This is a genomic window from Halomonas ramblicola (assembly GCF_030409215.1).
Taxonomy (GTDB): Bacteria; Pseudomonadota; Gammaproteobacteria; order Pseudomonadales; family Halomonadaceae; genus Halomonas; species Halomonas ramblicola.
In genome coordinates this window covers 72,564-93,153 of the sequence record NZ_JAUFPL010000004.1, presented here as the reverse complement: position 1 = coordinate 93,153, position 20,590 = coordinate 72,564, and the positions used below count along the sequence as shown (strand labels likewise).

Sequence of the window (20,590 nt, the reverse complement as noted above, 5' to 3'; positions counted from 1 at the left end):
CGCCGGGGTTGCTAGCTTACGCGCACTCTCGGGTGCTGGTGGACGAGGTTCCACCAGGTAAACGGGAAGTCGGTGCGCTCCACGAGCCAGTCCGACGCTGCCCCCGCAACGGTGATCGAGATGCGAACCGCCAGGACGCCACTGTGCCGAACCGGCATGGGAAGGCGGCGGTTCCGGAGGTGCCTCGCCATCCAGGCCCTTCGCTCGTCAGCCCGGAGACCGACCCGAGAGTTCATGCCGGGCCGCGGAGGGCGGTCGCGAGGCTGGGCACCCGCCGGCATGACGCCGCTTCCGTCCCTCCTCTCGCCCCCTCCCGCCGGCCGACCATAACGCCATACGCCGTGCGGGTGAGTACGGTGAGCAAGGGACCCGACATGACCATCTCACGATCTTACCGTGACCTGGCGGCCTTCGCCCTGGCCGCGCTGCCGCTGGCCGTTCAGGCCCAGGGCGAGACGGCCTCCGCCGAGGACGACGCCCAGACCCTCAATCCGCTGGTGGTCACCGCCGCGCTGGCACCGCGCACCGCCGACGAGAGCCTGTCCTCCGTCACCCTGCTCGACGAGGCGACCCTGGAGCGCCAGGATCCGGTGAGCCTCATCGACCTGTTCCGTGGCCAGCCGGGCGTGGACGTCACCACCAGTGGCTCCTTCGGCAAGCAGAGCAGCGTCTTTATCCGCGGCACCAATAGCAACCAGAACGTGCTGCTGATCGATGGCATCCGCCTGCGCTCGGCCACTTCGGGGGCGCCGGCTTGGCAGTTCCTCGACCCGCGGATGTTCCAGCGCGCCGAGATCGTGCGCGGCCCACGCGGAAGCCTCTACGGTGCCGATGCCGTGGGTGGCGTGGTGCAGCTCTTCACCCCCGAGGGCGAACGAGGGCCCACGCCGCGCCTCTCCGCCGGCGGGGGGTCCTTCAAGACCCAGCGCTACAGCGCCTCGCTCTCCGGGGCCGAGGGGGGGACCCGTTATCACTTCGCCGGCAGCCGCTTCGATACCGATGGTGCCCCCATTCGCCGCGGCGGCGAAGACAAGGGCTACGATAACACCAGCGGTCTGTTTCGCCTCTCTCACACCTTCGACAATAGTGCGGAGATCGGCGGCCTGGCACTTCGGGCGAAAGGCAATACCGAGTTTGATAGTTTTGGCGCACCTGCCAAAACTGACTTCGTACAGCAGGTGGCTGGGCTCTACGGGGAAGTGCCCGTGACTGACAGTTGGCGCAGTCGTCTGACTCTGAGCGAGTCGCGTGACGAAGGTGATACGGTCGATGCCTTCGGGTTTTCGGTCTTCGATACCCGAACGCAAACGGTGCGCTGGGACAATACCCTGGAGGTCGGCTTCCATGAGCTGATTGTCGGTATAGAACACGACGAAGACGAGGTCAGTGGCACGTCGGACTATGACGAGAGCAATCGGGATAATACCGCACTTTTCGCTCAGGGGCTGCTCGATTTTGCGCCGTTTTCCCTTCAGGCCAGCTTGCGCCACGACGACAATGAGGCCTTCGGCGAGGAAACGACTGGTAGCCTGGCGTTGGGCTACGAGGTAAGCGAACACCACACCTTGCGGGCCAGCTATGGTACCGCCTTCAGGGCGCCCACCTTCAATGAGCTCTTCTTCCCGGGATTTGGCAATCCTGAGCTCAAGGCTGAGACCTCGGACACCTTGGAAATCGGCGTTCGGGGGCAGTTTAATCGTAGTTTTTGGGACTTGGCGTTGTATCAGACGGACATCGATAACCTGATTATCAATGTCGATTCTGACGGAGACGGTTTTGTAGACATTCCAAAGAACGTTCAACGAGCCCGAATTCGCGGTGTGGAACTGAGTGCGGGGGCGGAACTCGATGCCTGGACCCTGGCGGCGGCGCTCACCTATACCGATCCGGAAGATCGCGAAACGGGCAATCGCCTGCGCCGCCGTGCGTCTCAGAGCCTGCGCCTGGACGTCGACCGCGCACTGGGTGACTGGTCGCTGGGCGGCTCCTGGATCGTGCAGAATCACCGCTATGACGACGCCGACAACGAGGAGCGTCTTGGTGGCTATGGCAACGTTAACCTGCGCGCCGGCTGGGCGTTTGCTCCCATGTGGTCGGCGCGCCTGACCGTGGAGAATGTCCTGGACAAGGAGTATGAGACCGCGCGTGACTTCCCCAACGCCGGCCATGCCACCTTCCTCAGCGTGCACTTCGGTGAGTGATGGCTAGATTCCCCCGCAGCGCACTGACGGCCCTCGTCCTGTGCGGTGGGTTGCTCGGCCCGGTCGCCTCCCCGGCCCGAGGCGAGGTGTGTGCCGTGGACGACACCGACCGCGAGGTGTGCCTGGCGGCCCCGGCCCGCCGCATCGCCGCGCTCTCGCCGGGGGCCACCGAGCTGGTCTACGCCGCCGGTGCCGGCGAGCGGGTAGTGGCGGTGGTGGCCTACAGCGACTATCCGCCCGAGGCCCGCGAGGTCGCCTCGGTGGGTAGCCATACCCGGGTCGACCTGGAGCGCCTGGTGGCCCTGCGTCCCGAACTGGTGATCGGCTGGGTCACCGGCAACCCAGCCGAGCAGCTGGAGCGCATCGAGGCCCTGGGCGTGCCGGTCTTCTACATCGAGCCGCGCTCCTTCGAGGGGGTGGCCAGCGCCATCGAGCGCCTGGCCCGGCTGGCCGGCACCCGGGTGGCGGGTGACGCCGAGGCCGAGCGCTTCCGCCAGGGCATGGCGGCGCTCGCCGAGCGCTACGCCGAGGCCGCGCCGGTGCCGGTCTTCTACCAAGTGTGGGACGAACCGCTGATGACCATCAACGACGATCACCTGATCGGCCAGGTCTTGAACCTGTGTGGCGGCGTCAACGTCTTCGGCGACCTGGAGCGGCTGGTGCCGCGCCTCGACGAGGAGGCGGTGCTGGCCGCCGATCCCGAGGCGATCCTCGCCGGTGGCATGGGCGAGGAGAACCGCGACTGGCTGACCCACTGGGAGCGCTACCCGGAGCTCACCGCGGTGGACCGCGACAACCTCTTCTTTGTGCCGCCGTCGCTGATCCAGCGACCCACCCCGCGGCTGCTGGAGGGCAGCCGGCTGTTCTGCGAGAAGCTCGATCGGGCTCGCGAGCGGCGCGGGGAGCAGGGCTCGTGATCCCGATGATCCGCCCCCTCGGCGCCCTGGCCCTGGCCGCCCTGGCGGCCCTGGCGCTGTCGGTGGCACTCGGCAGCGTGACACTGCCGCCGGAAGAGATCCTGGCCGCCCTGGGCGGCCGGGGCGAGGCGCTCTCCCGCACCCTGATCCTCGAGCTGCGCCTGCCACGGTCGCTGGCCGCTTTCGCCGTGGGCGGGCTGCTCGCCGTGGCCGGAGCGCTGATGCAGGTGCTGTTGCGCAACCCGCTGGCCGATCCCTATGTGCTGGGGCTCTCCGGCGGCGCCTCGGTGGGCGCCCTGCTGGCCATGCTGGCGGGCTTCGGTAGCGTGCTGGTCTCGGGTTCTGCCTTCGTCGGGGCACTGGTCTCGACCCTGCTGGTGTTCGGCCTGGCCCATGGTCACGGCGGCTGGACGCCGGCGCGGCTGCTGCTCACCGGGGTGGTGGTGGCCGCCGGCTGGGGCGCGGTGATCACCCTGATGCTGGCGGTGAGCCCCGCCCAGCGACTGCCCGGCATGCTCTACTGGCTGATGGGCGACCTGTCCCATGCCGGTACCCCCTGGCCGCTGCTGGCGCTGCTGCTGCTGGTCTGCCTGCTGGTGGTGCCGCTGGGGCGTAGCCTCAACGTCCTGGCGCGGGGGCCGCTGCAGGCCGCCGCCCTGGGGGTCGCGGTGCGCCGCCTGGAGTGGACCCTCTACCTGGCGGCCAGCCTGCTCACCGCCGCGGCGGTGACCGGCGCCGGCAGCATCGGCTTCGTCGGCCTGGTGGTGCCGCACATGCTGCGCCTGGTGCTGGGCAACGACCAGCGCCTGATCCTGCCCGCCTGCGCCCTGGCCGGCGGTACCCTGCTGCTGCTGGCCGACACCCTGGCGCGCACCCTGATCGCCCCGGAGCAGCTGCCGGTGGGGGTGATCACCGCGCTGCTCGGGGTGCCCACCTTCCTGTTCCTGCTGTACCGGGGGCAGTGATGGAGCGCATGCCGACGACCCCGACGCCCGCCCTGGAGGCCCGCGACCTGGTGATCGACGTGCCGGGGCGCGACGACGGCCGGGCGCTGGACTTGTGCGTCGCGCCCGGCCAGGTCTGGGGCGTGCTGGGCCCCAACGGGGTCGGCAAGACCACCCTGCTGCACACCCTGGCCGGGTTGCGCACGCCGCGCCGAGGCGAGGTGCGCCTCGACGGCCGCCCGCTGGGCGCCCTGCGCCGACGCGAGGTGGCCCGCCGCCTGGGGCTGGTGTTCCAGGAGCGCCACGACGGCTTCCCCGCCGCGGTGCGCGAGACCGCGCTGATCGGCCGCCATCCCTATCTGTCGCCCTGGCAGCTGGAGAGCGCCGAGGACCGGCGCCTGGCCGAGGCGGCGCTGGAGCGGCTCGACGTGGCCCACCTCGCCGAACGCCTGGTGAACACCCTCTCCGGCGGCGAGCGCCAGCGCCTGGCCATCGCCACGGTGCTGACCCAGGCGCCGGCGCTGTGGCTCGCCGACGAGCCCACCAATCACCTGGACCTGCACCATCAGGCGGCGGTGATGGCCCTGCTGGCCGAACAGGCCGCGGAGGGACGCGCCGTGCTGATGTGCCTGCACGACCTCAACCTGGCCGCCCGCTGGTGCGACCACCTGCTGCTGCTCTACCCGGACGGGGAGGCATGCTGGGGCCCCGCGGATGCCATGCTGGTGCCCGAGGCCCTGGAGCGCCTCTATGGCCAGCGCCTGGCCACCGCCTGGGTCGACGGCGCCCCCGTCTTCGTGCCCGCGAGATGACCTGCCTCACAGGGCGTGGCGGAAACGCATGATCCGGCCGTGATCGATGGGGTCATCGACGATCTCGACGTGGACCCCGAAGGTACGACGCAGCCTCTTGGCCGTCAGCACTCGCCCGGGCGCGCCGATGTCGACCAGGCGCCCGGCATCCATGACGCCGATGCGGTCACAGTCCATGGCCTGATTGAGGTCGTGCAGGGCGATGACCACCGTGATCGGTAGCTCCCTGACCAGCTGCAGGATCGATAGCTGGTGGCGAATATCGAGGTGGTTGGTGGGCTCGTCGAGCAGCAGGATGCTCGGCTGCTGCGCCAGGGCGCGGGCGATATGCACGCGCTGGCGTTCGCCGCCGGACAGCGTGTGCCAGAGACGATCCGCCAGGTGTCGCATGTCGACATCGTCGAGGGCCCGGGAGACGATGGCGTCATCCCGGTCGGACCATGGGCGGAGCGGCGAGAGGAAGGGGGTCCGGCCCAGGGCCACCGCCTGTCGTACCGCTATCCGGTCGAGGGTCTCCGCCTGTTGTTCGACGAAGGCGATGGCGCGGGCGATGTCACGCTGGCGCATGCTGGCCATCGGCCGGTCGTTCATCAGGACGCGTCCGCGCTTCGGCTTGCGCAGCCCGGCGAGCACCCGCAGCAGGGTGGTCTTGCCCGAGCCGTTCGGGCCGACCAGGCCGAAGGTCTCGCCGGGCGCCACCCGGAGGCCGACGTCATCCAGCAACTTGTGCCCGTGGACCGTCCAGTCGATCCGTTCGGCGGTCAGTGTCATCTTGCCCTCGTCCCGCGAACCAGAATCATGGCGAACGCCGGGGCCCCGATCAGCGCCGTGACCACGCCGATCGGCAACACCTGCCCCGGCACCAGGATGCGCGAGAGGATGTCCGCGCCGATCAGGAAGACCGCGCCGGCGAGCGCCGAGGCAGGCACCAGGCGGGTGTGGCGACTGCCGACGAGAAAGCGCATGGCATGGGGAATCACCAGGCCCACGAAGCCGATGGCGCCGACCATGGAGACCATCACGGCGGTCACCAGTGCCATGGCGGCGATCAGCACGCCCCGGACGCCGTTCACGGCGATGCCCATCGAGGCGGCGCTGTCGGCGCCGAAGGTGAAGGCGTCCAGCGCCCGCCGGTACCACAGGCAGATCAACAGGCCGCCCAAGGCGGCGGGCAGTCCCAGGATGACGTCGTCCCAACGCACGCCGGAGAGGTTGCCCATCAGCCAGAACATGATGCCGCGCGCCTGCTCGGCACTCGCCGACTTGGCAATGATGAAGGCGGTGAGGGCATTGAAGAGTTGGGAGCCGGCGATACCGGCCAGGATGATGGCCCCTGCGGCCTGGGCGCCGCGTCCGCCCCCCGTGCCGCTGCCGGCGGCATGGGCGAGCAGCACCACCAGGCCGAAGGCCAGGCTGGCCCCGGCGAAGGCGCCGAGCGAGAGCGTCATGGTGCCGGCGCCGAGCCCGGTGATGGTGACAGCCACGGCACCGGTCGAGGCGCCGGCGGAGATGCCCATCAGGAACGGATCGGCCAGGGGGTTGCGCAGCAGGGCCTGCAGGACGACACCGGCCAGGGCCAGCCCGGCGCCGCAGCAGGCCGCGAGAATGGCGCGGCTGAGCCGGTAGCTCCAGACGATGCCGGCGTCGATCCGATCGACGGGATAGTTCGCTCCCCAGAGCCGGTTGGCCAGCACCTTGAGGATGGTGTCCACCGGGATCGGCGTCTCGCCGATCGCGGTGCCGGCCATCACCGCGAGGAACAGGATCGGTGGCACCGACCAGGCCCAGCGCCAGCGGGAGCGAGCCAGTGAATGTCGTGCCGTTGCCGAATTCATCGTTCGAAGGACAGGGTCGACAAGGCGTCGACCAGCGTCTCGAGGCCGAAGAGCGTGCGCATGGTGGCGCTCATCGCATGGGCGTCCATCTCGATGATACGGTCGTTTTTCACCGCCGACATCTCGCGGGTCACGGGGTCGCTGTGGAGAAATTCGAGCTTCTTGTCGACATCGTCGGCCGGGTAGCGACGACGTTCCATGCGAGCTACCACGATGATGTCGGGATCGGCCTGGGCAATGGATTCCCAACCGACGACGGGCCACTCCTCGTCCGATTCGATCACGTTGCGGATGCCGAGCTTGTCCATCATGTAGCCCGGTGCGCCGAGCCGGCCGGCGACATAGGGGTCCACCGACTGGTCGGGGGAAGAGAACCAGAATACCGCCGACAGGTCCTCCGGTAGCGCGAGGCCCTCGGCGTCGGCGACGGCACTGGCCTCGCGCGCCTCGAGGTCGGCCACCAGCGCTTCACCGGCGTCCTGCACGTCGAAGATCGTGGCCAGCTCGGTGATGCCCTTGTAGACCGAGTCGGGGGAGAAGGCGCCGGTGCGGGTGCCATCGCCGCCGGTGGAATTGTCCTTGGTGTCGCAGTCGGCCGGCATGATGTAGGTGGCGATGCCCAGGTCATGGAACTGGCGTCGGGTCGCCACGCTGCCGGTGGGGCCGACATGCCACTCGTACTGGGCGGCGACGAGGTCGGGTTTCTTGTTCACCACGGCCTCGAAGCTCGGATCGTTGTCGGTAAGGCGCTCGATATCGGCATCGACATCCCGGAACTCCGGCAACACCGGGTTGAACCAGACCGAGGTGCCCTCGACCCGCTCGGACAGTCCCAGGGCATAGAGGATTTCGGTGGCCGATTGGCCGACCGTGACCGTACTTTCGGGAGCGGATGGAATGCGGATTTCCTGGCCGCAATTGGTCAGGGTCAGCGGATAGGAGGTGGCATCGGCCACGGCATGGGAAGCCGAAATAAACGATAGCGTTGCCAATACAGGACGAGCGATGTTCATGAGTTTATATCCGGGTTTCAGGGAAGAAATGGCCGGTCACGCCGTGGTGATTGTCGAGCTTCATGCCGTTTTTTTCATGGCCATGCCGCGATGATGCTCGCCTCGACCTCGGCATGTCGATCGCGAGCGGCGAAGATCATGTGATAGAACCGCATGAAAAAACAACCCCCGGCATCCCCATGAGGATCGGGCCATCGGCCCGCACCCCAGTGCCCCGGTGCCTGCCCGGCGGGCGGCCCGGGCGCACCAGGAGCGCGGTGCGGAACGGGTGCAGGACAATCGCAGTTACCCATGGCGAGGGGCGCCGGGGCGAGGCTGCCATCCGCGATAGTCCTGGCGGATGATGGCCATCGATTGCGCCTGTTGCGGCAATTGCTTTAGGATGGCCCGACTGAGACGGGTGCCCCTGCATCAGGGGATAATCGGGAAGTATGGTGAGGCCGTACGGCCAAGTCCATCGCTGCCCCCGCAACGGTAATAAGCGAGTCGCCTGCGAAGACCACTGGCATGGGCCGGGAAGGTGCAGGCGTTGGCGTGATTCTCTCGAATGCGCCCTCCTTAGAGCCCGGAGACCGGCCCGTCGTTTCGTTTCATCCAGTGATGGTGCGGTGGGCACCGGGGATCAGAGTGTGTCTGCGACTCCTTGCTTTCCTTCCCAACGGGCTTCCCGTTCCCGTCGGCTACCGACCCGCCGGCCGTGTGCCATCGTCCTGACGTCTCTTGCCGCCCCCGTGCGAGGCCATCATGCCCGCCGCGTGTGAGTTTCCCTTTGCCGCCGTGGTCGGCCAGGAGGCGCTCAAGACCGCCCTGCTGCTCAACGTCATCAACCCCCGGGTGGGTGGCGTCTTGATCAGCGGCCCCCGGGGGAGCGCGAAGTCCACCCTGGCACGGGCGCTGGCGGCGATCCTGCCCGATGACGCCGAGGGCCGGCGGCCGCCGTTCGTCACCCTGCCGCTGGGCGCCAGCGAGGACCGCCTGACCGGCAGCCTGGATCTCCAGCGGGTGCTGGCCGAGCGCGAGGCGACCTTCCACGAGGGCCTGCTGGCCAAGGCCCACGGTGGCGTGCTGTATGTCGACGAGGTCAACCTGCTGCCGGACTCCCTGGTGGACCTGCTGCTCGACGTGGCGGCCAGCGGCGTCAACATCGTCGAGCGCGACGGCATCAGCCATACGCATCCCGCCCGCTTCGGCCTGATCGGCACCATGAACCCGGACGAGGGGGAACTGCGCCCCCAGTTGCTCGATCGCTTCGGCCTCTGTCTCGAGCAGGAGGCGGTGGTGAGCGTGCGGGAGCGGGTGGCCATCGTGCAGCAGCGAGAGGCCTTCGACCGCGATCCGCAGGCCTATGTCGCCCGCCACGAGGCCGACCAGGCGGCGCTGACCCGGCGCATCCGGCGGGCGCAACGGGCGCTGACCGAGGTCACCGCCGAGCCCTGGGTCTACGACCATATCGCGGCTCGCTGCGAGGCCGCGGGGGTCGAGGGCCTGCGGGCGGATGTGGCCTGGCATCGCGCGGCGCAGGCGCATGCCGTCTGGCGAGGCGCGACGACGGTGAGCCGGGAGGACCTGGAGACCGTCGAGCCCTGGGTCCTGGCCCATCGCCGTACGACGCAACATACGACGCCACCCTCACAGTCCGGAACGCCGCCGCCCCCCGGCGGGGGGAGCGCCGGCGCCGACAGGCAGACACCGGCCGGCAGCGGTGGCCACGGCGCGGCTTCGGAGGCGCAGGGGCAGTGGGGCGCCATGCCGCCGGTGACACAGAAAAGCGTCAGCGTGCCGGCGGTGGAATTTCCGGACATCCCCGCGGAAACCCGAGCGAAACAGCCGGCATCGGTGCCGTCCTCGCGCCTGTCCTCCAAGCGCCTGGGCAAGGGGCACCAGCCGGGGCAGCGCCGGGCCCATGCCGAGGCACAACGACCGGACTGGTTCGGCACCCTGATCGACAACCGCGGGCACTGGCCCTGGCGACGCCTGCGCTATCGCCGGGCCCGCACCGGGCAGCCGGTGCTGCATCTCATCCTGCTGGATACCTCTGCCTCCACCCTGGGCCAGCGCCTGCTGGGCCGGGCCAAGGGGCTGGTCGACCGGCTGGCGCGCCAGGCCTACGCCGTCCGGGAGCAGATCGTGGTGCTGGGCTTCGGCAATGACGGCGTCACGGAGGTCCTGCCCCGGCGACGCGCGCCCAAGGACCTGCTCGAGCGGCTCGATGCCGCGGACGGCGGCGGTGGGACCCCGATCCGCGACGCCGTCCTGCGGGCGGCGCGGCTGATCCGCCAATGGCGGCGTCAGGACGCCGGCCTGCATGTCCGCACCTACCTGATCACCGACGGCCGCACCCGGCAATCCCTGGCCGGCCTGCCGTCACTCGGCGATTGCGTCGTCGTGGATACCGAAGGGGCCGCCGTCAGGCGGGGGCGGGGGCGTCAGATCGCCGAGCAGTTGGGCGCCCTTTACCAGCCCTTGCCGGAGACGGCGGGCGTCATGCGGACCGGAGGTCAACGATGATGGACGATGTCACCGCACCGGCGAGTGCCGCCTGCCCCGCGGTCTTTATCGCCGCGCCGGCATCGGGGCAGGGCAAGACCACGGTGACCGCGGCGCTGGCCCGGATGCTGCGCAACGAGGGCAAGGTGGTCCGGGTCTTCAAGACCGGTCCGGATTACCTGGATCCGCTGGTGCTGGCCCAGGCGTCGGGCCGGCCGGTCGATCAGCTCGACCTGTGGATGGCCGGCGAGGCCTACTGCCGCCGACGCCTGTTCGAGGCCGCGCTCGAGGCGGACCTCATCCTGGTGGAAGGCGCCATGGGGCTGTTCGATGGCGAACCCTCCAGCGCCGATCTGGCGGCCCTGTTCGGCCTGCCGCTGGTCATCGTCATGGACGTGAAAGGAATGGCCCAGACCGCGGCGGCGCTGGTGGCCGGCCTGGCGGGCTTCCGCGACGATATCCGCATCGCCGGGCTGATCGCCAACGCCTGCGGCTCAATGCGCCATCGTGAGCTGATCGCGGCGGCGCTGCCGAAAAGCGTGCCGCTGCTGGCCGCGGTGCCCCGCGATGCCTCCCTGGCCCTGCCCGAGCGCCACCTGGGGCTGGTCCAGGCCGAGGAGATCCGCGAGGACCTGGAGGCCCGCTTCGAGGCCGGCGCCGAGGCGCTCGCGGCCGAGGGGCTGGCCGAGGCCCTGCTGGCCTTGCCGCCGGTGACCTTCGCGACGGCACCCCTTGATACGGCCGCGCCGCCGCCGTGGCTGGCCGGCCGCACCATCGCCGTGGCGCGGGACGCCGCCTTCAGCTTCATCTACCCGGCCAACCTGGACCTGCTGGAGCGGATGGGGGCGAGACTGCGTTTCTTCTCGCCGTTGGCCGATGGCGGCCTGCCACCCTGCGATGCCCTCTGGCTCCCCGGCGGCTACCCCGAGCTCCACGCCGCGCGGTTGGCGGCGAACGCCGCCATGCGCGACGACATCCGCCGCGCCTTTGCCGCGGACCTGCCGATCCTGGCCGAGTGCGGCGGGATGCTCTATGCCCTCGACACCCTCACCGACCAGAATGGCGAGACCCACACCATGCTGGGCCTGCTGCCCGGGCATGGTGCCATGCGCGGGCGGCGGGGTTGCCAGGGGATGCAGACCGCCGAGCTGCCCGAGGGGTCGGTCCGGGGCCATGCCCATCACCGCTCGGTGGCGGAGGGTACCCCCGCCCCCATCGCCCACGGGCGGCGCCAGCGCCATCCCGCGCCAGGGGAGGCCATCTATCGCCAACGACGGCTGACGGCGACCTACCTGCACCTGTTCTTCCCCGACAATCCCGCCGCCGTGGCCCGCCTGTTCGCGCCGGGCCCGGTATCGGCACGCCAGACCAACGACACTCATTCCATCACCACTGAGGAATCCCACGGATGCGACTGAACAAGATCCCCGCCACGGTGGTGACCGGCTTCCTGGGCAGCGGCAAGACCACGCTGCTGGCCGGCATTCTGCGCCAGGTCACCGGCAAGCGCATCGCCGTCATCGTCAACGAATTCGGCGAGCAGGATATCGATTCCAGCCTGCTGCGCGGCTGCGCCCTGGGCTGCGAAGAGGGCGGCGAGGACGCACGCCCCGTGGAAGGCGAGGACGGGGGTATCTACGAGCTGGCGAATGGCTGCATCTGCTGCACGGTGGAAGAGGAATTCCTGCCGGTGATGAAGAAGCTGGTGGCCCGCCGCGACGACATCGACCATATCCTGATCGAGACCAGCGGCCTGGCCCTGCCCAAGCCGCTGGTCCAGGCGTTCAACTGGCCGGAGGTGCGCCAGCACTGCACCGTCGATGCCATCATCACCGTGTTCGACGGGCCGGCCGTCGCCGCCGGCCGTTACGCCAGCGATGTCGACAGGGTGGAGGCCCAGCGCCGGGCCGACGACAGCCTGGACCACGATCCCAGCCTGCGGGAATTGCTGGACGACCAGCTGAGCGCGGCCGACCTGGTGCTGGTCAGCAAGACCGACCTGCTCGAGCCGGCCGACAGGGCGCGGGTCGAGGCCCTGATCCAGGCGCGCGTCCCCGAATCGGTCAAGACCCTGTTTATCGACCAGACCCTGGCCACGGATACGGCCCAACTGGAAGCCCTGATGGGCATCGGCGCGGCGAGCGAGGCAAGCATCGACCGCATCGAGAACCACCACGATCGCCATCATGCCGTGGGGGCGCATCACGACCACGCCCACGATCATTTCGATTCCTGCGTGATCCGGCTGGGGGAAGTCGATGGCGACGCCCTGGCGGACAGGCTCCAGCAACTGCTGAAAACCCACGAGATCTATCGAGCCAAGGGCTTCGCGGCCATTCCGGGCAAGCCCATGCGCCGGGTGATCCAGGCCGTGGGCGAGCGCCTGGACGGCTATTTCGACCGGCTATGGGGGCAGGACGAGCCGCGCCACACCCAGCTCGTCATCATCGGCAAGGCGCTGGATAGTGAGGCCCTGCACACGGCCCTGGCCAGCGCCGAGATCGCGACGACCGCCTGATGCATCTTTTCGCCGCCAAGCCCGGGGGCTTCGTCGACGACGAGGGCATCGTCGACCTGCAGCAGAGCCCCGCCGAGATCGTCATCCTGTCGGCCGCCGACAGCAGCCTGTCGGCCCTGGCGCAGGCGGTCGAGCGGCTGGTCGCGACGGTCGGGGACGATTACCCCTCGGTACGGCTCGCGAACTGGATGAACCTGGTCAAGCCCGCCGCCTACGACCTCTACGAGGATCGTGTGCTGGAAGAGGCGCGCCTGGTGATCGTCTCGCTGATGGGCGGCAGCGCCTACTGGCGCTACGGCTTTGATCGTCTGCTGGCCTGGGCCACCGCCGGCCGGGGGCGCCAGCTGATCCTGGTGCCGGGCAGTGACGAGCCGGACGACGCCCTGCTGGGCGAGTCCAGCGTGCCGGTCGAATCGGCCCACCGGGTCTGGCGCTACCTGCGCGAGGGCGGCGTGGACAATGCCGAGCAACTGTTGCGCTGCGTCGGTACCGAGTGCCTGGGGCTGGCGCTGGACTGGCAGGAACCCAAGGCGATTCCCGCGGCGATGCTCTACGATCCCCACACTGCGGGTCGACGGGAAGCGACCCTGAGCGAATGGCAAGCGCGTCGGGATCCTGATCGCCCGGTGTGCCTGCTGCTGTTCTACCGCAGTCACCTGCAGGGCGCCAATACCGCCGTGCTGGACGGCCTGATCGAGGCGCTGCGGGCCCAGGGGCTCGAACCGCTGGCGGTGGCGGTGGCCTCGCTCAAGGACGACGCCTGCGTGGCCTTCGTCAATCACCTGATCGAGCAGACCGGGGCCGGGCTTCTGGTCAATACCACCGGCTTCTCCGTCAACCGCAACCCGGACGACATGGACGCCCTGGGCGGCGAGGTTCTCGACAGTCCCTTCGTCGGGCGACCGGTGGTGCTGCAGGCGATCCTGGCGAGCAGCACCGAGGAGGACTGGCAGGCCAAGGCGGCCGGCCTGCATAGCCGCGACGTGGCCATGCAGGTGGTGCTGCCGGAGATGGATGGGCGCGTCATCACCCGCGCGGTGGGCTTCAAGACGGAGGCCCACTACAGCGAGCGCTGCCAGCTGTCGGTGACGCGCCACGCCCTGCATCCCGAGAGGGCCGCCTTCGTCGCCCGGCTGGCGCGGCGCTTCTGTCGTTTGCGTCAGACGCCCAATGCCGCCAAGCGCCTGGCGCTGGTGCTGGCCAATTATCCCAACCGCGATGGCCGCATCGGCAACGGCGTCGGCCTGGATACGCCGGCCTCGACGATAGAGATCCTGCGGGCACTGGCCGCGGCGGGCTATCCGGTGAGCGACGTGCCGGAGGACGGGGACGCCCTGATCCGGCGGCTGCAGGGCACCGTGACCAACGATCGGCGTGCCCTGGACCAGCGCGGCTGCTGGCAGAGCATCGGGCTCGACGACTACCTGGCGTGGTTCCGGACCCTGCCGGAAGCACTTCAAGAAGCGGTATGCGGGCGCTGGGGAACGCCGTCGGACGATCCCAAGTGCCACCAGGGCCGGCTGATGATCGCCGGTATCCGCCTGGGGGAGACCTTCGTCGGCATCCAGCCGGAACGAGATTTCATCGACGACCCGACGCAGAGCTACCACGATACCGAACTGGTGCCGCCCCACAGTTACCTGGCGTTCTATCTCTGGCTGCGCGAGCACTACCGGGTGGACGCGGTGGTCCACGTCGGCAAGCACGGCAACCTGGAATGGCTGCCGGGCAAGAGCACGGCACTCTCCGCCGAGTGCTGGCCGGATCTCGCCCTGGGGCCGCTGCCGCATTTCTATCCGTTCATCGTCAACGACCCGGGCGAGGGCGCCCAGGCCAAGCGCCGCAGCCAGGCGGTGATCATCGACCACCTGATGCCGCCGCTGGCCCGGGCCGAGCTCTACGGGGCCATGGCGGAACTGGAGGCCCTGACCGACGAGTACTACCAGGCCCTGGGCATGGACCCGCGGCGCGAGGCGCTGCTGCGTGAGCGGATCCTGGCACACCTTCACCGGACCGGTATCGACCGGGAACTGAGCCAGACGACGGAGGGCGCGGATGACGAGCGCCTGCTCAACGAGCTGGACACCTACCTGTGCGATATCAAGGAAGCCCAGATCCGCCATGGCCTGCACGTGCTGGGCACCCTGCCGCCGCCGGACAAGCTGGCGGGGACCCTGGTCGCCATCCTCAGGCTGCCGCGCGGAGAGGGGGTGGTCCAGCGCGGCCTGCTGCACAACCTGGCGGACGACCTGGGCCTGCGGGAAGACGGCGGGTCCTTCGATCCCCTGACGGCCGGGGTCGACCCCTGGACCGGTCCGAAGCCGCCGGCCCTGGCCGAGCTGGAGGCGTCCGCCTGGCGCACCGCCGCCGATACCCGGGAGCGTCTGGAACGGCTCGCCCATCGGCTGGTGACCGACTACGTCCTGGAACCGGGCTGCCTGACAGAACTGGCCCGTGACTACCCGGCCACCGTTGAACAGTGTTGCCATGCCCGCGAGCGGCTCTGGGCCGCCATGCGGCGGGGCGCCGAGATGGAGATCCAGTCGCTGCTGGACGGGCTCGATGGCCGCTTCGTGCCGCCCGGGCCGAGCGGCGCCCCCAGCCGGGGGCGGCTGGATACCCTGCCCACCGGGCGCAACTTCTTCAGCGTGGACAATCGCGCGATTCCGTCGCCCGCCGCCTGGTCCCTGGGCGAGGCCTCGGCGCAGGCGTTCGTGGAGCGTTACCTGCAGGATCACGGCGACTACCCGCGCCGGCTGGGGCTGTCGATCTGGGGCACCGCGACCATGCGTACCGGCGGCGATGATATCGCCCAGGCCTTCGCGCTGATGGGGGTGCGGCCGGTCTGGTCGCTCGGTTCGCAGCGGGTGATCGATATCGAGGTGATGCCCGCCATGCTGCTGCAACGCCCGCGGGTGGACGTCACCCTGCGGGTATCCGGCTTCTTCCGCGATGCCTTTCCCAATGTCATCCGCCTGTTCGATGCCGCGGTGCGGGCGGTCGCCGAGTACGAGGAGCCCGGCGACGGCAACACCATTCGTGCGGCGGTGCTGGCGCGCCGGCAGGCACTCGAGCGCCGGGGGTTGTCGCCCGAGGCGGCCGCCCGCGAGGCCGGCTACCGGGTCTTCGGCAGCAGGCCCGGGGAGTACGGCACCGGCCTGAACCGGCGCATCGACGACCGCGCCTGGAACAGCGCGGACGACCTGGCGGAGACCTACCTCGCTGCCGGGGCCTACGCCTACGGCCAGTTCCCGGAATCCGGGGTCGCCGCGCGAGGGGCCTTCGAGCATCAGCTCGAGAGCCTGGAGGCGGTGATGCACAACCAGGACAACCGCGAACACGATATCCTCGATTCGAACGGCTACTACGAGTTCCAGGGCGGCATGGCCAACGCCAGCCGTTCCCTCGGGGGGCAGGCGCCGTCCATCTACCACGCCGATCACGCCAACCCGGCGCAGCCGCGGATCCGCACCCTCAAGGAGGAACTGGCCCGCGTGATCCGCTCCCGGGTGCTCAATCCCAAATGGATCGAGGCCATGCGCGAGCACGGCTACAAGGGCGCCTTCGAGATGGCCGCCACGGTGGACTACCTGTTCGCCTATGACGCCACCACCGACCTGGTGGCCGACTACCAGTATGCCCAGGTGACCGACGCCCTGGTGCTGGACGAGGCCAACCAGGCGTTCCTCCGCGAACATAACCCGGCGGCGATGGAGGAGATGGCCGAGCGGCTACTGGAAGCCGTCCAGCGCGGGATGTGGCAGGACCCCGGGGAACAGGGCGCGGCCCTGCAGGACCTGCTGCTCGAGATCGACGAGACCCGGGAGCTCGCCCCATGAGCGCCGAGGTTCGCGTCAGGGGCTGGTGTCCCGGGGCCTGGCGACCCATGGCGACCGGCGATGGCCTGCTGGTGCGCGTGCGTCCCCGCCTGGGGCGGCTCACGCGGGGCCAGATGCTGGCGCTGTGTGACGCGGCTGAGGCCTTCGGCAGCGGCCTGATCGAACTCACCAGCCGCGCCAACCTGCAGCTGCGCGGCGTGTCCGAGGCCGGCTGGCCCGGGCTGATGGATGTCCTCGTCGCGCAGGGGCTGGTCGACCCGGTCCCGCAGGCCGAGCGCCGGCCCCCACTGCTGCTGGCGCCGGATTGGCAGGCGGGCGACGCCACCCATGAGGCGGCCCGCCTGCTGCAGGCCCACCTCGCCGAGCTGCCGGACCTGCCGGACAAGGTGGGGCTTGCCCTCGATGCCGGTCCCGCGCCGGTGCTGAGCGATGCCTCCGCGGACTTCCGCCTCGAGCGGTCGGCATCGGGCGCCTTGCAGCCGCGGGCTTCGGGCGGCCTATTAGTCCGGGCCGATGGACGCGCCCGGGGCACCCCGGTGGCCTCGGTCGCCGCCGCCGTCGAGCTCCTGGTGCGCCTGGCGCACTGGTTCGTCGACAGTGGCGGGCGGGACGCCGGACGGATGCGCCGGCATCGGGCGCCGCTGCCGGCCTGGGCGCCGGCATCGATACGGCCTGCCGAGGCCGGCCCCCGGCTGGCATTGGGCGACCATGCGCGGGGTCGGGTGCTGGGCCTGCCGTTCGGCCGGGCGCCGGCGCCGGCGTGGCGTGCCGCCGTCGACCCTGCCGAGGTCACCGCCGTACGGGTGACGCCCTGGCGGCGTCTGCTGGTGGAAGGCGCCGTAGAGGCAGCGGTCCCGGGGCTACTGGACGACGACCGTGATCCGCGATTATCCGCGGATGCCTGCCCGGGCGCCCCCTACTGCGCGCAGGCGAGTGTCGAGACGCTGGCGCTGGCAGAACGCCTGAGCGGCCTGGTCGCGGGCGCCGTGCATGTGTCCGGCTGTCCCAAGGGCTGCGCCCGCCGGCAGCCGGCCGAGGTCTGCCTGACGGGGCGGGCCAGCCGCTTCGACCTGATCGTCGGCGGCCGCGCCGATGACACGCCAGAGGCGACCGGGCTGACCGACGCCGAGGTCTTGGCCGCTCTGGAAGAGAAGAATGGATGAGGAGAAGAATATCGATGCCCCACGCCTATGAGACGGACGGCCCGGCCATCTACCGGGAGTCCTTTGCCATCATCCGGCGCGAGGCGTCGCTTTCGCGCTTCTCGCCGGAGGAGGAGCCGGTGGCCGTGCGCATGATCCATGCCGCCGGCCTGGTGGAACTGGCCTCGCACATCCAGTTCCGCGGCGACGCGGTGAACCGGGCGCGCCAGGCGCTGGAGCGGGGCGCGCCGATCCTGTGTGACGCGCGCATGGTGTCCGAGGGCATCACCCGCCGGCGCCTGCCGGCGGACAACGCCATCCTCTGCACCCTGCACGACGAGCGGGTGCCCGGCCTGGCCCGGGACCTGGCCAACACCCGCTCGGCGGCGGCCGTGGAGCTCTGGCGCCCCTACCTGGACGGCGCGGTGGTGGCGATCGGCAATGCTCCGACCGCGCTCTTCCACCTGTTGAACATGCTGGAAGCGCCGGATTGCCCGCGCCCGGCGGCCATCATCGGCTGCCCGGTGGGCTTCGTGGGGGCCGCCGAATCCAAGCAGGCCCTCTGGGCGAGCGACTCGCTACCCTGTTGCATCGTGCGCGGACGGCTCGGCGGCAGTGCGGTGACGGTGGCCGCCCTCAATGCCATGGCGGATCGTCGCGAATGAGCCGGGGAACCGTTTACGGCGTCGGCCTCGGGCCCGGCAGCCAGGATCTGATGAGCGTGCGCGCGGATCGACTGATCCGCCGGGCGTCCCACATCGCCTTCTTCCGCAAGAAGGGCCGCACCGGCCACGCCCGTCGCATCGTCGAAGGCCTGGTGGCGTCGGATGCCATCGAGTTGCCGATGGAGTATCCGGTCACCACCGAGATCCCGTTCGACGACCCCCGTTACAACGAACTGCTGGCGGCCTTCTATGAACGCCAGGTCGCGCAGCTGACCGAGATCGCCGAGGCGGGCCAGGATGTGGCGGTGCTGTGCGAGGGCGATCCCTTCTTCTACGGCTCCTTCATGCACCTCTATACCCGATTGCAGGGAAGGGTGGCCGTTGAAGTGGTGCCCGGCATCACCGGCATGTCCGCCGCCTGGACCGCCACCGGGCAGCCGGTGACCTGGGGCGATGACGTCATGACCGTGCTGATGGCCACCCTGCCGGAGGCGACGCTGGCCGAGCGCATCGCCCGGACCGATGCCCTGGTGGTGATGAAGATCGGCCGCAACCTGGACAAGCTCAGGCGGGCGCTGGCCCGGGCCGGCCGCGCGGAGGAGGCCTGGCTGATCGAGTATGCCTCCATGCCCCAGGAGAGGGTGGTGCCGTTCCGCGACGCCGGCGACAGCGTGCCGTACTTTTCCCTGCTGGTGATCCACGGCCAGGGGAGACGGCCATGAGAGAAACGGCCATGAACGGTTGGCTGAAGATCGCCGGCCTGGGGCCGGGCGACGCCTCGCTGGTCACCCCGGAGGCCTCGGCCGCGCTGGCCGAGGCCACCGATGTGGTGGGCTATGGGCCCTATGTCGAGCGGGTGCCGCCGCGGCCGGGGCTGACGCGCCACGGCTCGGACAACCGCGAGGAAATCCGGCGGGCGGAGCAGGCGCTGCGGATGACCGCCGAGGGCCGCCGGGTGGTGGTCGTCTCCTCGGGCGACCCCGGCGTGTTCGCCATGGGCGCGGCCGTCTTCGAGGCGCTGGAGGCGGGTGAGCCGGCCTGGCGCGCGCTGGACATCCAGGTATTGCCGGGCATCTCCGCCATGCTGGCCGCCAGCGCGCGGCTGGGCGCTCCCTTGGGCCACGACTTCTGCTGTATCAACCTGTCCGATAACCTCAAGCCCTGGGCGCTGATCGAGAAGCGCCTGCGGCTGGCCGCCGAGGCCGACTTCGCCATGGCCTTTTACAACCCCCGCTCCCGGGCGCGACCGGCGGGCTTCGCGCGTGCCCTGCGGGTGCTGCGGGAGGCTTGCGGGCCAGGGCGTCCGATCGTGTTCGCGCGGGCCATTGCCACGCCGGAGGAAGCCGTGCGGGTCACGACCCTGGGCGAGGCGGAGCCGGAGATGGCCGACATGCGTACCCTGGTGATGGTGGGCTCCAGCCTGACGCGGCGCATCGCGCGCGAGGAGGGGGAGTGGGTCTATACGCCGAGGTCGGCGTCGGGGGCGGGCTCATGACCGAGCCACGCCAGGACCTCCTCGATGGAGTGGGCTTCCCGGCGCGGCGGCGGCGCCGGCCGCTCGATCATCACCACCGGCAGGCCCAGTCGGCGGGCGGCGGCGAGCTTGGCCACCGCACCCGCGCCGCCGGCATTCTTGCACACCAGGCGCTCGACGCCATGCTCCCGGAGCAGGGTCAGGTCGCCGTCCAGGGTGAAGGGCCCCCGGTCGAGGGTGACGCTGTGACGGGGCAGGGGCGGCGGGGCCTCGGGCCGGTCGACCAGCCTGAGCAGGTAGTGGTGCTGGGGCTGGGCCGCGAAGGCGGCGAGATGCTGGCGCCCGATCGCCAGCAGCACCCTCTGCGGCGGCCCGGAAAGCGCCTCCACCGCCGCCTCGACACCGGCGACGCTCTGCCAGCGGTCGCCGGCCATCGGCGCCCAGGGGGGCCGCGTCAGGGCGAGGCAGCGGACGCCGCGGCGCTGCGCCGCCGAGACGGCGTGGTGGCTCATGCGTTCGGCGAAGGGGTGGGTGGCGTCGACCAGGTGGGTGATGCGGTTGTCGGCCAGGAAGGTGGCCAGGCCCGCCACCCCGCCGAAGCCGCCGACGCGGGTGGGCAACGGCTGCGGCTTGGGCGTGGTGACCCGGCCGGCATAACTGAACAGGGCGGGGATGGAGCGTTCGGCCAGGGCGCTGGCCAGGGCACTGGCCTCGCTGGTGCCCCCCAGGATCAGGACTCTCAT

General features: G+C 70.2%; 16 protein-coding genes and 2 riboswitches. Of the genes, 12 read left to right on the top strand and 4 right to left on the bottom strand.

The window, feature by feature from the left end; all coding sequences use genetic code 11:
• Positions 1-13 precede the first annotated feature (13 nt).
• Positions 14-242, top strand: a riboswitch (cobalamin riboswitch).
• A gap of 132 nt (positions 243-374) precedes the next feature.
• Genes QWY80_RS00930 through QWY80_RS00915 form a run of 4 tightly spaced genes read left to right on the top strand, consistent with a single transcriptional unit; the run spans position 375 to position 4,874 of the window.
• Positions 375-2,201 (top strand): TonB-dependent receptor domain-containing protein, encoded by a 1,827-nt coding sequence (locus tag QWY80_RS00930; RefSeq protein WP_290228783.1) that lies wholly within the window; start codon positions 375-377, stop codon positions 2,199-2,201.
• Positions 2,201-3,118, top strand: a complete 918-nt coding sequence (locus QWY80_RS00925) for a cobalamin-binding protein (protein WP_290228782.1) — start codon at positions 2,201-2,203, stop codon at positions 3,116-3,118. Before QWY80_RS00930 ends, QWY80_RS00925 begins: the two co-directional genes overlap by 1 nt.
• Positions 3,119-3,123: 5 nt before the next feature.
• Entirely contained in the window at positions 3,124-4,083 is a 960-nt protein-coding gene (locus QWY80_RS00920; protein WP_290228834.1) for a FecCD family ABC transporter permease, read from the top strand.
• A gap of 8 nt (positions 4,084-4,091) precedes the next feature.
• The gene (locus QWY80_RS00915) at positions 4,092-4,874 is read left to right on the top strand and encodes an ABC transporter ATP-binding protein (protein ID WP_290228781.1); all 783 of its coding nucleotides are present in this window, start codon (positions 4,092-4,094) and stop codon (positions 4,872-4,874) included.
• Positions 4,875-4,880: 6 nt separating this feature from the next.
• Here QWY80_RS00915 and QWY80_RS00910 read toward each other — a convergent pair whose 3' ends face one another.
• Genes QWY80_RS00910 through QWY80_RS00900 form a run of 3 tightly spaced genes read right to left on the bottom strand, consistent with a single transcriptional unit; the run spans position 4,881 to position 7,722 of the window.
• The gene (locus tag QWY80_RS00910) at positions 4,881-5,645 is read right to left on the bottom strand and encodes an ABC transporter ATP-binding protein (protein WP_290228780.1); all 765 of its coding nucleotides are present in this window, start codon (positions 5,643-5,645) and stop codon (positions 4,881-4,883) included.
• On the bottom strand, positions 5,642-6,709 hold the full coding sequence (locus QWY80_RS00905) for a FecCD family ABC transporter permease (protein WP_290228779.1): 1,068 nt from the start codon (positions 6,707-6,709) through the stop codon (positions 5,642-5,644). The genes QWY80_RS00910 and QWY80_RS00905 overlap by 4 nt, the downstream gene beginning before the upstream one ends.
• Positions 6,706-7,722, bottom strand: coding sequence for an ABC transporter substrate-binding protein (locus tag QWY80_RS00900; protein WP_290228778.1), 1,017 nt, complete (start codon positions 7,720-7,722; stop codon positions 6,706-6,708). The genes QWY80_RS00905 and QWY80_RS00900 overlap by 4 nt, the downstream gene beginning before the upstream one ends.
• Before the next feature lie 381 nt (positions 7,723-8,103).
• Positions 8,104-8,317: riboswitch (cobalamin riboswitch) on the top strand.
• A gap of 149 nt (positions 8,318-8,466) precedes the next feature.
• On the opposite strand from QWY80_RS00900, the gene QWY80_RS00895 reads away from it, so the two are divergent.
• From QWY80_RS00895 to cobJ, 8 genes are read left to right on the top strand one after another with little or no spacing between them, the layout of a single operon-like run.
• Positions 8,467-10,230, top strand: a complete 1,764-nt coding sequence (locus QWY80_RS00895) for an ATP-binding protein (RefSeq protein WP_290228777.1) — start codon at positions 8,467-8,469, stop codon at positions 10,228-10,230.
• Positions 10,227-11,627 carry a cobyrinic acid a,c-diamide synthase CobB gene (locus QWY80_RS00890; protein ID WP_290228776.1) on the top strand — a complete coding sequence of 467 codons (1,401 nt, stop codon included), beginning with the start codon at positions 10,227-10,229 and terminating at the stop codon, positions 11,625-11,627. Before QWY80_RS00895 ends, QWY80_RS00890 begins: the two co-directional genes overlap by 4 nt.
• On the top strand, positions 11,618-12,727 hold the full coding sequence (gene cobW, locus QWY80_RS00885) for a cobalamin biosynthesis protein CobW (protein ID WP_290228775.1): 1,110 nt from the start codon (positions 11,618-11,620) through the stop codon (positions 12,725-12,727). Before QWY80_RS00890 ends, cobW begins: the two co-directional genes overlap by 10 nt.
• Positions 12,727-16,566: a cobaltochelatase subunit CobN gene (cobN, locus tag QWY80_RS00880; protein ID WP_290228774.1), complete on the top strand. Its 3,840-nt coding sequence runs from the start codon at positions 12,727-12,729 to the stop codon at positions 16,564-16,566. The genes cobW and cobN overlap by 1 nt, the downstream gene beginning before the upstream one ends.
• Entirely contained in the window at positions 16,563-17,729 is a 1,167-nt protein-coding gene (locus QWY80_RS00875) for a ferredoxin-like domain-containing protein (RefSeq protein ID WP_290228773.1), read from the top strand. The genes cobN and QWY80_RS00875 overlap by 4 nt, the downstream gene beginning before the upstream one ends.
• A gap of 14 nt (positions 17,730-17,743) precedes the next feature.
• Entirely contained in the window at positions 17,744-18,373 is a 630-nt protein-coding gene (locus QWY80_RS00870; RefSeq protein ID WP_290228772.1) for a precorrin-8X methylmutase, read from the top strand.
• Positions 18,370-19,095, top strand: coding sequence for a precorrin-2 C(20)-methyltransferase (gene cobI, locus QWY80_RS00865; protein WP_290228771.1), 726 nt, complete (start codon positions 18,370-18,372; stop codon positions 19,093-19,095). Before QWY80_RS00870 ends, cobI begins: the two co-directional genes overlap by 4 nt.
• Positions 19,096-19,106: 11 nt before the next feature.
• Positions 19,107-19,868, top strand: a complete 762-nt coding sequence (gene cobJ / locus QWY80_RS00860) for a precorrin-3B C(17)-methyltransferase (RefSeq protein ID WP_290228833.1) — start codon at positions 19,107-19,109, stop codon at positions 19,866-19,868.
• Here the strand turns inward: cobJ and QWY80_RS00855 are convergent.
• Positions 19,832-20,590 carry a cobalt-precorrin-6A reductase gene (locus tag QWY80_RS00855; protein ID WP_290228770.1) on the bottom strand — a complete coding sequence of 253 codons (759 nt, stop codon included), beginning with the start codon at positions 20,588-20,590 and terminating at the stop codon, positions 19,832-19,834. The genes cobJ and QWY80_RS00855 overlap by 37 nt on opposite strands.

Excerpts from the sequence above, each read along its gene's own strand:
- cobW (WP_290228775.1), top strand. The coding sequence starts at position 11,618 with ATGCGACTGAACAAGATCCCCGCCACGGTGGTGACCGGCTTCCTGGGC.
- QWY80_RS00870 (WP_290228772.1), top strand. The coding sequence starts at position 17,744 with ATGCCCCACGCCTATGAGACGGACGGCCCGGCCATCTACCGGGAGTCC.
- QWY80_RS00910 (WP_290228780.1), bottom strand. The coding sequence starts at position 5,645 with ATGACACTGACCGCCGAACGGATCGACTGGACGGTCCACGGGCACAAG.
- cobI (WP_290228771.1), top strand. The coding sequence starts at position 18,370 with ATGAGCCGGGGAACCGTTTACGGCGTCGGCCTCGGGCCCGGCAGCCAG.
- cobN (WP_290228774.1), top strand. The coding sequence starts at position 12,727 with ATGCATCTTTTCGCCGCCAAGCCCGGGGGCTTCGTCGACGACGAGGGC.
- cobJ (WP_290228833.1), top strand. The coding sequence starts at position 19,107 with ATGAACGGTTGGCTGAAGATCGCCGGCCTGGGGCCGGGCGACGCCTCG.
- QWY80_RS00875 (WP_290228773.1), top strand. The coding sequence starts at position 16,563 with ATGAGCGCCGAGGTTCGCGTCAGGGGCTGGTGTCCCGGGGCCTGGCGA.
- QWY80_RS00855 (WP_290228770.1), bottom strand. The coding sequence starts at position 20,590 with ATGAGAGTCCTGATCCTGGGGGGCACCAGCGAGGCCAGTGCCCTGGCC.
- QWY80_RS00895 (WP_290228777.1), top strand. The coding sequence starts at position 8,467 with ATGCCCGCCGCGTGTGAGTTTCCCTTTGCCGCCGTGGTCGGCCAGGAG.
- QWY80_RS00930 (WP_290228783.1), top strand. The coding sequence starts at position 375 with ATGACCATCTCACGATCTTACCGTGACCTGGCGGCCTTCGCCCTGGCC.
- QWY80_RS00920 (WP_290228834.1), top strand. The coding sequence starts at position 3,124 with ATGATCCGCCCCCTCGGCGCCCTGGCCCTGGCCGCCCTGGCGGCCCTG.
- QWY80_RS00890 (WP_290228776.1), top strand. The coding sequence starts at position 10,227 with ATGATGGACGATGTCACCGCACCGGCGAGTGCCGCCTGCCCCGCGGTC.
- QWY80_RS00905 (WP_290228779.1), bottom strand. The coding sequence starts at position 6,709 with ATGAATTCGGCAACGGCACGACATTCACTGGCTCGCTCCCGCTGGCGC.
- QWY80_RS00925 (WP_290228782.1), top strand. The coding sequence starts at position 2,201 with ATGGCTAGATTCCCCCGCAGCGCACTGACGGCCCTCGTCCTGTGCGGT.
- QWY80_RS00915 (WP_290228781.1), top strand. The coding sequence starts at position 4,092 with ATGCCGACGACCCCGACGCCCGCCCTGGAGGCCCGCGACCTGGTGATC.
- QWY80_RS00900 (WP_290228778.1), bottom strand. The coding sequence starts at position 7,722 with ATGAACATCGCTCGTCCTGTATTGGCAACGCTATCGTTTATTTCGGCT.